The organism is Sinomicrobium soli (assembly GCF_003285545.1).
Lineage (GTDB): Bacteria > Bacteroidota > Bacteroidia > Flavobacteriales > Flavobacteriaceae > Sinomicrobium.
This window is the reverse complement of sequence record NZ_QLNV01000007.1, coordinates 245,666-258,970: the sequence shown is the minus strand read 5'-3', so window position 1 is coordinate 258,970 and position 13,305 is coordinate 245,666. Positions and strand designations below refer to the sequence as shown.

Annotated in this window: 12 protein-coding genes; 5 read left to right on the top strand and 7 right to left on the bottom strand. The window is 40.7% G+C overall.

The window, feature by feature from the left end; all coding sequences use genetic code 11:
- Positions 1 to 2: 2 nt before the first annotated feature.
- Complete coding sequence (locus DN748_RS11480) at positions 3 to 1,397, top strand: aldehyde dehydrogenase family protein (protein WP_112371963.1); 1,395 nt, start codon at positions 3 to 5, stop codon at positions 1,395 to 1,397.
- A 172-nt stretch (positions 1,398 to 1,569) separates the two neighbouring features.
- On the opposite strand, the gene DN748_RS11475 is transcribed toward DN748_RS11480, so the two are convergent.
- Positions 1,570 to 2,199 (bottom strand): nitroreductase family protein, encoded by a 630-nt coding sequence (locus DN748_RS11475; protein WP_112371962.1) that lies wholly within the window; start codon positions 2,197 to 2,199, stop codon positions 1,570 to 1,572.
- A 107-nt stretch (positions 2,200 to 2,306) separates the two neighbouring features.
- Between DN748_RS11475 and DN748_RS11470 the strand changes: the two genes are divergently transcribed.
- Entirely contained in the window at positions 2,307 to 2,666 is a 360-nt protein-coding gene (locus DN748_RS11470; RefSeq protein WP_112371995.1) for a winged helix-turn-helix transcriptional regulator, read from the top strand.
- Positions 2,667 to 2,731: 65 nt separating this feature from the next.
- On the opposite strand, the gene DN748_RS11465 is transcribed toward DN748_RS11470, so the two are convergent.
- From DN748_RS11465 to DN748_RS11450, 4 genes are all read right to left on the bottom strand, one after another.
- Positions 2,732 to 3,667, bottom strand: a complete 936-nt coding sequence (locus DN748_RS11465; RefSeq protein ID WP_112371961.1) for an NADP-dependent oxidoreductase — start codon at positions 3,665 to 3,667, stop codon at positions 2,732 to 2,734.
- Between the two features lie 197 nt (positions 3,668 to 3,864).
- Complete coding sequence (locus DN748_RS11460; RefSeq protein ID WP_112371960.1) at positions 3,865 to 4,839, bottom strand: zinc-dependent alcohol dehydrogenase family protein; 975 nt, start codon at positions 4,837 to 4,839, stop codon at positions 3,865 to 3,867.
- A gap of 52 nt (positions 4,840 to 4,891) precedes the next feature.
- Positions 4,892 to 5,197 (bottom strand): ArsR/SmtB family transcription factor, encoded by a 306-nt coding sequence (locus DN748_RS11455; protein WP_112371959.1) that lies wholly within the window; start codon positions 5,195 to 5,197, stop codon positions 4,892 to 4,894.
- 432 nt (positions 5,198 to 5,629) lie between these two features.
- Positions 5,630 to 5,956 carry a winged helix-turn-helix transcriptional regulator gene (locus DN748_RS11450; RefSeq protein WP_112371958.1) on the bottom strand — a complete coding sequence of 109 codons (327 nt, stop codon included), beginning with the start codon at positions 5,954 to 5,956 and terminating at the stop codon, positions 5,630 to 5,632.
- 116 nt (positions 5,957 to 6,072) lie between these two features.
- Here DN748_RS11450 and DN748_RS11445 point away from each other — a divergent pair, with 116 nt between their 5' ends.
- A complete protein-coding gene (locus DN748_RS11445; protein WP_112371957.1) occupies positions 6,073 to 6,849 on the top strand; it encodes an SDR family oxidoreductase in 777 nt (258 codons plus the stop codon).
- Between the two features lie 150 nt (positions 6,850 to 6,999).
- Here the strand turns inward: DN748_RS11445 and DN748_RS11440 are convergent, their stop codons facing one another.
- Positions 7,000 to 8,913 (bottom strand): sigma 54-interacting transcriptional regulator, encoded by a 1,914-nt coding sequence (locus DN748_RS11440; RefSeq protein ID WP_112371956.1) that lies wholly within the window; start codon positions 8,911 to 8,913, stop codon positions 7,000 to 7,002.
- Between the two features lie 10 nt (positions 8,914 to 8,923).
- Complete coding sequence (locus tag DN748_RS11435; protein ID WP_161554544.1) at positions 8,924 to 10,954, bottom strand: sensor histidine kinase; 2,031 nt, start codon at positions 10,952 to 10,954, stop codon at positions 8,924 to 8,926.
- Between the two features lie 845 nt (positions 10,955 to 11,799).
- Between DN748_RS11435 and DN748_RS11430 the strand changes: the two genes are divergently transcribed.
- Both DN748_RS11430 and DN748_RS11425 read left to right on the top strand, forming a co-directional pair.
- A complete protein-coding gene (locus DN748_RS11430) occupies positions 11,800 to 12,516 on the top strand; it encodes a pirin family protein (protein WP_112371954.1) in 717 nt (238 codons plus the stop codon).
- 52 nt (positions 12,517 to 12,568) lie between these two features.
- Positions 12,569 to 13,258: a hydrolase gene (locus DN748_RS11425; RefSeq protein ID WP_112371953.1), complete on the top strand. Its 690-nt coding sequence runs from the start codon at positions 12,569 to 12,571 to the stop codon at positions 13,256 to 13,258.
- Positions 13,259 to 13,305: the final 47 nt, after the last annotated feature.

Sequence of the window (13,305 nt, the reverse complement as noted above, 5' to 3'; positions counted from 1 at the left end):
TTATGCAGAACACCGTAAAAATAGTGTCGCCTTACGACTTGAGCGTCATTAAAGAATTGAATTTAATGGACAGGAACGAGCTTGAAAAATCCATTCAAACGGCTCAGCATCTTTTTGAAAACCAGTCGCTTTGGATTCCTGCTTATAAACGAATGGAGATATTGGAAAAAACTGCTTCACTCATGAGTGACAGAGTAGGAGAACTGATACATTTGGCGCTAAGTGAAGGAGGAAAACCTTACCAAGATTCGAAAGCAGAAGTTTTAAGAGCCATTAAAGGTGTGAAATTAGCGGCTGAGCATATTTCGCAAATCAAGGGTGAACAAATTCCAATGGCGTTGACCGAATCTGCTCAAAGCCGATTGGCTTTTACCACCAAAGAACCGATTGGTATTGTAGCCGCAATCAGTGCCTTTAATCATCCGTTGAACTTAGCCGTACACCAGATTGCTACCGCATTTGCGGCTGGTTGCCCGGTTATGTTCAAACCGGCTTTAACAACCCCCATGTCCGGTATAGCCCTGGCAGAAATTTTTAAAGATGCCGGTGCTCCGGAAGGTTGGATACAAGTGGTGCTTTGTGAAAGAGATCTGGCCGAAGCATTGGTAACCGATTCCCGGATTCATTTTTTCTCCTTTATAGGCTCGGCTAAGGTAGGTTGGTATTTGCATAGCAAATTGTCGCCCGGTACAAGAAGTGCTTTGGAACACGGCGGTGCAGCACCTGTCATTGTAGAACAGGACGCTGATTTTGGAGAAATGATTCCCGATTTGGTAAAAGGCGGGTTTTATCATGCCGGGCAAGTTTGTGTTTCGGTACAAAGGGTTTATGTGCATGAAGGGATTATCGAAAACTTTATTAAAAAATTTGTAACGGAGGCTAATCAATTAACCGTTGGAGACCCTGCGGATGCAGCGACAGATGTTGGTCCTTTGATTTTACCCAAAGAAGTAGACCGTGTAGCGGAATGGGTCAATGAAGCGATTGTCGAAGGAGCTCAATTGCTTACAGGTGGAAAACGGATTTCCGAAACCCTTTATCAACCTACTGTTTTGCTCAATCCATCAGAAAAATCAAAAGTTTCGACCAATGAAATTTTCGGACCGGTGGTTTGTATTTATACTTATACGGACAGAGATGAAGCTATCAATAGGGCCAATGCGTTGGATGTTCATTTCCAGGCTGCGGTATTTACAAAAAATATAGACATCGCTATGGATACCGTTAAAAAACTTAATGCTACTGCGGTAATGGTCAACGACCATACGGCGTTCAGAGTCGATTGGATGCCTTTTGGCGGCAGAGATACGTCCGGAATTGGTATGGGGGGAATTTCCTATACAATCAACGAAATGATGAGAGAAAAAATGACCGTGATTAAAAGTAAGTATTTGTGATTAAAAAATTATAATAACTCAAGACGAGTTCTTTATCTGTTTGGAATATGCAAAAGGACGTCTATAAAGTTTTTCAACCTTTTGATGATGCGCTTGATGTTTTTATCAGGCAATTACCCGGACAAAAAAGGGACTGTCTTCACTTGCAGAAGACAGCCTCTTGTCCGTATGTTTAACCAATCTTTGTTACCATCTCATCTATAGGTATTCTCACTTTAGGCAAATGGGCTAAGTAATCATTGGCGTTATCGCGATACCCCAGGGAAAGTATTACAATGCTATGTAAATCTTTTTCATTCAGGCCTAATAATTCATCAAACAACTGTGCATCGAAACCTTCCATTGGTGTGGCATCTACTTTGGCATTTGCCGCTGCTATTAGTGCTGTTCCCAAGGCAATATAGGTCTGTCTTTCTGCCCAAAGCTTATTATCTTCGTCGCTTCTGCTTGTGAAATAGGTGTTTGCAGCAGTGAATAACCCGTCCAATGATTCTTCTGTGACACCTTGTTTTTCCGCGGTTAATTCTACCAGGTCACGAACATGTTGGGTTGTAACTTTGTTATATGCTGCAAATACCAGAAGGTGCGATGATTGCGCTATTTGTTTGTTAAAGGAATTAGCTCCCAATGTTGATTTCAGTTCCGCATTATCAATGGCGAATATACGGTATGGTTGCAATCCTACGGAGGAAGCCGATAGATTAATGGCTTCCAGGATAAAATCTAATTTTTCGTTGCTTATTCTTTGGTTACTATAACTTTTTGTAGCGTACCTCCAGTTTAAATCCTGTATTAAATCCATATCTTATAAATTTTATATGGCAAAATTATATCGCATTAGTGACAATAAGTACCTTTGTGACAAAAAGTAATAGTGACATTTGGGTAACCACTACTAAATTTTGGCACATGGAAAAGCAAAGCAAAACGACAAAAGGAATTAATAAAGTGTGTAAGCACAATATCAGGGCCATACATGATACCTTAGATGTCATTGGTGGCAAATGGAAAATATCCATTATTTCGTGCTTAAGCTTTTACCCTATGCGCTACTCCGAATTGCTGAGGGAGGTGGAAGGTATTTCCGGAAAAATGCTCAGCCGGGAACTCAAGGAACTTGAAATGAATCAACTCATTACCCGGGAGGTTTTAAGTACGCAACCCATTACGGTGCAATATCAACTTACCGAGTACGGCGAAACTTTAAAACCACTCACCCTTACCATAGCCGATTGGGGATTAAACCATCGAAAGCAGATTATCGGGTAATGAAGATACTGCTAAAACAAAACCTTGAGAAATCAGATATTTTTCACCTTCTGACAGTTCCTGTGTTATGTGGTTATGACCAGTTTTCCAACGGTTCTGCCGGTCTCCTGCTGTAAATGGGCTTCTTTTATCTGATCAAAACCGTATATTTTGTAAATATGTGGTTTTAGGATTCCTTTTTCCAAAAGAGCCGCTATTTTTTCCATATCCCCACCATCGGATTGCACCAGGATAAAATAGCCTTTTACCCCTTTGGAAGCAGCCTTTGAGGTGACTTCCTCATTCAGGCTGGTAGGAATACTGATGATACTTCCGCCTTCCCTGGTCACTTCAAGAGAGTGATCGATGTTGTCGCCCCCGATAGTATCGAGGACAAAATCAAATTCCCTGGGGTGAGCGGTCCAGTCATAGTCGTGGTAATCAATGTGTGCATCAGCTCCGAGGCCCAATACAAAATCCCTGTTTTTCGAAGAGGATGTTCCGACCACGGTAGCCCCTGAATATTTGGCAATCTGGACCGCCATGTGGCCAACGCCACCTGAGGCCGCATGGATCAGGACTTTCTGACCTTTCCGGACGTTGGCGTTTGTGACCAGGGCCTGCCAGGCGGTCAGGGCAACCAGAGTTGCTGCGGCTGCCTCTTCATGGGTAATGTTCTGAGGTTTAAGGGCCAGTTGCGATGCCGGGGCTGCTACGTATTCCGCATACGCTCTTCCATGACCGGGAAAGTTAACCATCCCGAATACCTCGTCGCCAATTTGAAATTTAGTATCGTGGCTTTCAACAACCGCACCCGAGATATCCCATCCCAAAACAAGAGGATTTTCATCCTTTATCCGTCCATATATTCCTTTTCCATTACGGGTTTTTATATCGACAGGATTGATGCTTATCGCTTTGACCTGTATTAATACTTCCCCGGACTTAATGGCCGGTTTGTCCATATCCTGAATGACTAAGTTTTCTACACCTCCCGGTGCCTGTAATACAATTGCTTTCATGTGTATATTTTTATTTGTTTTTCAACGGTCACATGGAACACCCATATTCATGCTTGTTTGTGTTAAAGAAAACTTTGTCATGGGTGTTTCATTGTTATATTTTTTTATTTGAGATATCAAGGTAAACATCTGACCTCCTGTTTTTTTAAGTACCTATCATGGCTCGAGGAGGTCATTGTTATGTCTTGAAAAACTTGTTATGCTTCTTTTTCAACTTCTATACCTATTTTGCCATAGAAGTTTTTATCACCTGTTCTGTATTCCAATAAGCTATGGGCCTTACCAATCTCCGACAACGGAAATACCTTATTTAAAACCGGTTTTAGCTTGTTGCTTTCTACCAGTTTGGTTAATTCATCCAGTTTATTTCTATTCTGCCGGGTAAAGACAAAGTGATAGGTCGCATTTTTCCCCCAGGCCTCAATAAGGTTCTGAGGTTTCTCTATGTCCACCAATGTCACTACCTGCCCCAGCTGGCTGAGGATCTTTCCGCTATCGGAAAGGGTGTTACCACCGATAGTATCAATGATAACATCTACGCCTTTATGGTTTGTCAATTGATCGATCACCTGAAGGTAGTCTTCATTTTCATAATCGATGACATGGTCAGCACCCAGTTCCAGGAGAAATTCATGATGGGCTTTTCTCGCTGTGGTATACACAATAGCTCCCATAGCCTTGGCGATTTGAATGGTCGGTATCCCTACACCACCGGCGCCGCCATGAACCAGGATGGATTGGTTGATTTTGAGTTGTGCCCTGGAAACTAACATCTCCCAGGCTGTTCCTGCGGCCAAGGGAAGTGTTGCTGCTTCCAGGTGGCTCAGGTTTTTTGGTTTTAAACCCATGATGGACTCGTGGGCAACGTGGTATTGAACGTAACTCCCGGGGCCATTAAAGATCTCCGGGGTATAATACACTTCATCACCGACCTTAAAGTTTTTTACCCCGGGTCCGAGCGCTACGATCTCACCGGAGATATCGTGACCTGTAATAACGGGGAGTTCCAGTTCATTTTTATAATCCCCCCGGCGTACCTGGTAATCCAAAGGGTTTACAGAAGTAGCATAGACCTTGACCAAAACTTCCTGGAATCCGGGTTTGGGCGTAGGGATATCTGCGATTTCAAAATTTTCAATAGAGCCGAACTCTTTTAACACTGCTGCTTTCATATTTATATATTTGTATAATTAGGCAAAAGCCTAAAAGTTAAACGAAAAAAATTTATAGTTTATCTTTAATATGCGTTGCCAGATCCTGAATGGATTTTTCGTTTCTTTTATAATAAGTCCACTGCCCCTTTCGTGTAGCGATCAGAATATTCGCCGATGACATGGTCTTTAAATAATCGGAAACAGTAGGAACGGACATTCCGGCCTTTTTGGCAATATCGGACACACATACACCCAACTCCGGGGTGTCCTGGCTCAGTTCCTCTTCCGGAAAATGGGCAAAGGGGTCCTTTAACCATTCCAGGATGTTTAAACGCGTTTCGTTTGATAATGACTTTATGATCTCTAATAATTCCATGGCACAAATTTAGGGAATTACCTAAATACCTATGCTGTGTTTAACGAAATTTTATGAAATGAATACCTTTTACACTATTTTCTTTTCATATGTAATTTAGCTCCAAAACATCTCTTTTACCTCTCCTTACATGTTTCGAAAATTACGTGTATGGAGTGTTATCGCTCATTATTGATCAGAGTAGAATTAAGAGTTTGTCTAAATACAGTTTAGGTTATTGAACACAATTTGATATGTTCTCTGAGGTTCATTTATTTAAAATTTCATCTGTTATACAATAGACTCCGATCACTATGTTTTGAAACATTTCAGGTGTTTTTATTAGGAAATCAAAAATATTAAACCTCTACAGGCTCCTTATTTTCAGGAATGCAGATATTGGGGCACGTGTAGAACTTTTCATAGTTTCATAATTGTAATTTTTAGTTTGCTTTAATAAACGTACTCAAGGCCCCATTTATAGATTTCATTGATAACGGGCTCCAGTTTTTTACCTTTCGTGGTCAGGTTATATTCTACCGTAGGAGGCACCGTGGCATAGACCTTTCTTATCACAATTTCGTGATCTGCCAGGTTCTTTAATTCTTTGGCCAACATTCTGGTGTTGATATTGGGAATGCTTCGTTCTATTTCGCTAAAGCGCTTTGTCCCGGAAATCAAAACGTAAATAATGGATATGGACCATTTTCCGCCGATAACTTTTAAAATTTCGATGAGGGAACAAGGTCCCTCATTTTTCTTTATTTTTTTTTCGTCCATAATGATTTGATGTTCAACAAAGCTTTACTATTGATCATTACTTTACAAAAGTGTAACTTCTTTCAAAAGTAAAGTAATGTCCCTAATATTGCAACTCAGATTAAAATTATAAGCTTATGAATCAATCATTAAAAGGAAAAGTTGCTTTGGTAACAGGCGGAACGAAAGGTATAGGAAAAGCCATTGCAGATAAATTGGGCAATTGTGGGGTAGAAGTAATTGTGGTCGCACGCACAAAACCAAAGGATAACATTAATAAACATTATTTTATTCCGGCAGATTTGGCACAGGCAGAAAGTGCGGGAATTATAGCAAAGGAAATCATCGATACTTATGGTAAGATTGATATCATAGTCAATAATGCCGGGGCCAACCTGACCCCAAAAGGGGGATATAGTGTCCTTTCCGATAAGGATTGGGACAATGAATTACAGTTGAATCTGATGGCAGCAGTTCGCATCAATAGGGCATTGCTGCCGTTTATGATCGAACAGGAGAATGGCGTGATTATTAATATTTCCATGAACCCGGCAAAACAACCCATTTGGGATACGACTATGGCTTACTCTGCAGCGAAAGCAGCACTGAATGCCTATGGCAAAGCCCTGGCAACGGAAGTGGGTAGTAAGGGGATCCGGGTCAACACCGTTTCTCCGGGTCTGGTTAAAACCCCACAAATGGAAAAATATATTCATAAAATGGTGGAATCTTCTCCTGTCACAGAGGAAGAAGCCATGAAATCTTTGATGGATAAAGTAGGATATATTCCTTTGGGAAGAGCTGCCGAACCCGAAGAAATAGCCGATATGGTTAAATTCCTTGTTTCACCGGAAGCAAAGTACATTACCGGGGCCGTATACCAGGTTGACGGGGGGGCTTTGGCTGTGGTTTAATACCATTTTCATTTGAATGATCCTTGCTGCAGGTAAATGTTTTGGAAACTCTGGTATCGGACAGCGTTTAATTTACACGCTCATAATGGTATTCAGAGATTTTATGATTAATGGGAATGATCTGATTTTTTTAGAAAAGCCACAATCGTCTTACGACTTTAAACCTACCCGTTTCTCAATGCCCAAACGCTTTATTTTGGCAAAAAGTGTTTTTTCTTTCATCCCCAAAATTTTTGCGGCGCCTTTAGGGCCGCTTACGCGCCAGTTGGTATGATCGAGAACTTCTACAATATATTCTTTCTGTTTGGTTTCGAATGTTTTAAAGTCGTTATTAGAGGTAATTAATTCATTTTCAGGAATCCAGTTACCAGGAGTCAATGTTTTACCGTTTTCTACGATCACCGCCCGTTCCATTAAATTCTCCAGTTCCCGGATATTTCCCGGAAAATCGTATCGCAAAAGTGCTTCCAGAGTTTTTTCAGATAAACCTTCAAAGAATTTCCCTGTCAGGCTCATATATTTATCTAAAAAATATTGGGCAAGAAGAGGTATATCCTCCTTACGCTCTCGTAACGGGGGAGCGTAAACAGGAAAAACATGTAACCTGTAATACAGGTCCAATCGGAAATTACCCGTTTCAACCTCGTGTTCGAGGTTTTTATTTGTTGCTGCAATGACCCTTACATCCAGGGGTATGGTCTTGGTATCCCCGATGCGTTCTATTTCATTCTCCTGTAGTACCCTCAAGAGCCGTACCTGCATTTCAAGGGGCATTTCACCTATTTCATCTAAAAATATGGTTCCCCCGTTGGCCTGTTCAAATTTTCCTGTACTATGGGTTGAAGCCCCGGTAAAAGCTCCCTTTACATGTCCGAATAAGGTCGATTCTATAAGGTTTTCAGGGATGGCACCACAATTGATAACCACAAACGGAGCTTCGGAACGTGGTGAAAGCCGGTGAATGCATTTGGCAAATAATTCCTTTCCCGTACCACTCTCTCCCATAATCAAAACCGAAGTTTTCATAGGGGCTACACGCTCAATGTCGTGTAAAACATTTAAAAGTTTCGGACTTTTCCCTATAATCTCTTTAAACGTTCCCGTGTTTTTATGACTTGTAGCATGTCCTTTTACCGAAGTGCCACCAGATTTTTTCAGACCGACCTTATTTTCTAATATATCAGAAAAAACAATACCCAGGCTTTGTATAAGATCTGCTCTCGTCCTGTTAAATACTCCCTTATGCTTGGCATAAAATGAAAAACTAAGCCTTTTTTCATGTCCCTGATCTATGCTAAGGGCCATACAGGATTGTAGTTTGAACGGGGTGCTCACCATTTTTTCGAACCGGGAAAGGTCCTTCAACCGGTCAAATTCCGTATCCTCGTATATGCCCTGCACTTTTAGCAGGCTTCTTTCCGCAATAATCCCTTCTACCTCACTGATGGACAATCCCAGGATATTGGAAAACTCGTTGACTCCTATGATCTGGTATTTCCTGATTCCGACCCTGTGGATTCCCAATCTCAACGTATATGTATCACGGACCAAATTACAGAACAGGAAATCAAAAGGAATACCCGGCTGTAAGACCTTTGCTATTTCTTCAAAACATTCTTCTCCTTTATCACCCGTCGGAATACTGCTTAATTTTTCAAAAAGCTGTTGTTCCGACTGGGTGTTGGTATCCGCATGATGCTCTATATGGTATGTGGCAATTTCCAAAGCAATGTATAAGTCTTTCTCCCTGAAAGGTTTTACCAGGAAACCATAAGGATTTGTCTTTTTCGCCTGCTCCAGGATCAGTTTGTTGGAGTAAGCAGAAAGATAAATAAAAGGGATGTTCAACTGTTGAAGCCTTTTAGCCAGATCAATACCGGACAATTTTCCCTTTAAATGAATATCCAGCAATACGATATAGGGGGGCTGTTTATCTATAAACAGAAGTGCTTCCTCAACAGTAGAAGCGATACCTGAAACAACAAAGTTCTGCTCTTCAAGATAGCAAGACAAATCATTGGCTACGATAAATTCATCTTCTACAATAAGAATGTGTTTCTTCATCTTCTTGATATTAAGTGTGTTGAGCGTATATATCCGAAATGGTGATGTGCCTGAACATAACCCGGATTAAAGTACCATTATTATTTTCAATCTTCAAAGATCCGTTTAATTGTTTGCTTAGCCCTTTTATTAAGGTCATTCCCATAGAAGGAAGAACATCCTTCGAATGATCCTTCTGTATTCCTGTCCCATTATCCTGTATGCTTAATACATAATAATCTTTTTCACTCTTCATAGTGACTTTAATTACCCCTTTGTCCTGTTCCGGAAAAGCATATTTGATTGCATTGGTGATGGCTTCATTTAAAATTAAACCTACGGGAATGGCCTGGTCTTCCTGAAGCATGATCCGGTCTACATCCAGTTCATATTTAATGTGTGAACCTTCATCCAGACTTTCCCTTAAATACCGAAGCAGATTTTCTATGTACGAATTTATATCTATTAAATTGGAATTGTCCGACTTATATAGTTTTTGATGGATCAGGGAAATTGCAAATAAACGGGACTGGCTCTTTTTTATAGCAGCATATATTTCAGGGTTTTTAATATACCTGGATTGGGTATTAAGTAAACTCATTACTATTTGCAGATTGTTCTTCACCCGATGATGGATTTCCTTAATCAACCATTCTTTTTCAGACAAAAGTTCCTGTAGCGTATTATTCTGCTGTGCAATTTCCTCCTTTTGGCTTAATAACACCCTATTAATCCGCTTTTTATCCACATGCCCTTTATACAGAAAAAGGCTGGCGGTAAAAAGGAGAACAAGCCCTCCCAAGATTAATTTTTTTATCAGGTTAGCCCGGTCCAGTTCCATGCTTTTAACTACGTTTTCATTTTGCAGATCGCTGATCTTATTTTCTTTCTTAACCGTTTCATACCGGATTTTTATTTCTTGTATCTGTCTGCTTTTCTCCGTATTAAAGATAGAATCGTTAAGTTTTTTATAAGTCTGGTAGTATGATATGGCATCTCTGTAATTGCCTGTAGCCGAGTCTGCTTTAAATAACATCAGGTTTGCCTTGGCCATATTGGATACACTGGAAAACGGGAAAGAATGCAACAAATAACCTTTAGCTTTGCTATACTGTTCCCGGTCTACATAGTAACTACCCAGCTTAAGATACGCCAACGATTTTTTTCGAATTAATTCATGGCTTCTGGATTCGTTGTCATATAACCTCAACATCTCGGCAAAATGCCTGTTTGCCATATCCTGTTTACCCAATGCACTATACGCATACCCCTTGGCTTCTTCCAGCTCCGCTATACCTGAAGATTTCTCAAATGGAGCTACCTCCAGGATTAAATCCAGGGCCTCCTGGTTTTTATTCAGAAGAAGTAATTCTTTACTGGTCACATTCACAATGTGATACAATAATTTTGTATCCAGGCTGTTTTTTATGTTTAACGCTTTATCATACCATTCCAGGCTTTTTTGACGATCGCCCAAAGCACTGTAGTTTTCTCCTACAAAATGATAATACAGCCCGGCGTGAACAGTGTCTTTGGTCTGTACCATGCTTTTAACATTCTCAAGAGAATAATGCAGGCTTTTTTCCAGGTTACCCCGGATGTTATGTACCAGTTGTAATAGGTGGTAGGTCTCGTGTATATGTTCATGCCCCGTAGATTTGAATAATAGTAATGCCTTCTGCAAATGGTTATCTGCCGTTATCAATTTATCTTCATTAAGATAGCATTCCGACAAATAGTTTAGCACATCAGCCTGCCTGTTCTTATCACCCAATTCTGTATAAATGTGTAAAGATCTGTTTAAAAGGCTTATGATTTCAGCGTAATTTTTTTCTGCCTTATTCTCCTGCAACAAACGTTTTCCTGATTGCAGTAACCTGTTTGCTTCTGCTTCCATTTGACTAACCTTTTCCACGGTAGAAATCCTAAGACTATCCGCCGGTAGTGTAGTATCATGATTCCAGGGGCTAATCGAAGTATCACCCGCAACATTTTCAGCAGTGTGGTACTGTTCTTTATTGCAGGCAGCAAATATGAATAAGATGAATAGTATAACTCTCATGAACTTTAAAAATGGCATTTCTGGCGAAATTAAATAAATCACCGTAAATATATATCAGGTTTTTCTTAAGTCCGAAGCCTGATAATTGTCATCGTTCAAGAGTTGGGGAAAACAAAATAATTCTGATACTTTATATTTCAATCTATCCGGGACCGCTGTAGTGCAAAAGCATCTGTTGTACGCCAACCCATACCGGAAATCCGGATATACACATACAGGAACCAAAGGATAAAGTTTAGACGAACCCTTAAGTTAAAGATAATATTTCAAAAACACAAATTGTTGAATTCCAATCCTATAAAACATTGGAGATTGCAGGGCATGCCGTTAAAGCCGCTCCTTTTGGTATGTTTTAAAAAAGTTTTTAAGGGCAAAATAGATGTTTCTGATGTACCATAAAGATGCATAAAGAACCCAACGCAATGTTCCGGGGTTATCGAACGGATAAAGGGTAATCAGTCTCTTCACCGCTGAATAAATCCTGTAATAAACTGAAAACCCCTTAAAATTCTAATATAAGAGAATAGTACTAAAAAAAGGAAATAAAAAACACGCAGCTTGTTTTCAATATATTGTTATTCAGGTTGTTATAATTATGGCATAAAATTAGTCTATTAAGAATCCAATCCGTCATACAAATTCCGGATCGCAAATATTTCAGAAAAAACAATGGAGGTACCAACAGTTCACGACTAAAAAGGAAAATGACACATAAAGCGTTTTTGGCGCAAACCATTACAAATAGCGCAATTCCCGCGGGGAGTAAATAAATCCCGGTAAAACATAGATCGGGATAGAGCGAAAGAAACAGCTATAATCATATATCAAATAACGAATTTAAAACTATGCACACTGTACTTCACAAAGCAGAAACAAGAGGAGACGCCAATCACGGCTGGTTACACTCCCGGCACACCTTTAGTTTTGCCAGTTACCACGACCCGGAGCGTATGCACTTCGGGGTGCTCCGCGTATTAAATGATGACAGGGTTTCTGCCGGGATGGGTTTCGGTACCCATCCGCATCAAAATATGGAAATCATTTCCATTCCCCTCGAAGGTGATCTGGAACATAAGGATAGCATGGGGAATGTAGCCGTTATAAAATCCGGGGACATCCAGGTGTTAAGTGCCGGAACCGGGATAACACATTCCGAGTATAACAAAAACAAGGACAAAGAGGTGAAGTTCCTTCAGATCTGGGTCTTTCCGAACAAGCAGAATGTCACCCCCCGTTACGATCAGATAACGTTAAAGGCAGAAGACCGCAACAACCGTTTTCAGCAGGTATTATCACCCAACCCGGATGACGCAGGGGTTTGGATACACCAGGATGCCTGGTTTAATATGACCCGCCTCGAAAAGGGAAGAGAGCTCTCCTATAGCCTGAAGAACCCGGAAAACAACGGGGTCTATGTATTTGTCCTTAGCGGTAATGTTACCGTAAACAACCAATCCATGAACCACAGGGACGGACTTGGGGTCTGGGATGTACGGGAATTGGCGATAAAAGCTGATTCCGACACCGAGCTACTCCTAATGGAAGTTCCTATGCGGATGTAAATAAGAATCAAAGTATGTATAACCGTCAACAATGACACAAATTAAATCAACAATGAAAAAGACAATTTTATTTATTGCATTCGGAATCTCCGGTTTGTTAGGATTTGCACAAGAACCCAGTCCGGAATTATTAAATCCGACAAACCATTCTTTACTATTGATAGATCATGAAGGGCAAATGGCATTTGCCACACATAGTATTTCTACGACGGAATTAAGGAACAACACAGGGCTCGTGGCAGGAGCTTCTAAAATCTTTAAAATTCCGACGGTTGTTACTACGGTTGCAGAAAAATCATTCAGCGGTCCTGTCTTTCCTGAAATCCAGGAATTTTATCCCGAATCAACTTCCGGTTACGTAGATAGAACTACGATGAATACCTGGGAGGATAAAAATGCGCATAAAGCGATTACCGGTAAAGGGAAAAAGAAAATCGTTATGGCCGGTTTGTGGACCAGTGTCTGCATTGTAGGACCTGTTTTATCTGCCATTAGTGAAGGTTATGATGTGTATGTGATAACCGATGCCTCCGGAGACGTTTCCAAAGAAGCGCATGACCAGGCGGTAACGCGTATGGTTCAGGCCGGTGCAAAACCCATTACCTCCCTGCAATACCTGTTGGAATTACAACGCGATTGGGCCAGGCAGGAAACCTATAAGCCGGTAAATGACCTCGTTGTTAAATACGGGGGCGCTTATGGCATAGGGGTGCAGTACGCAAGAGAAATGCTTAAACATTAATCCATACAAAACGCTCTGCTTCCATGGAGCAGAGCGTTCTTATTCAC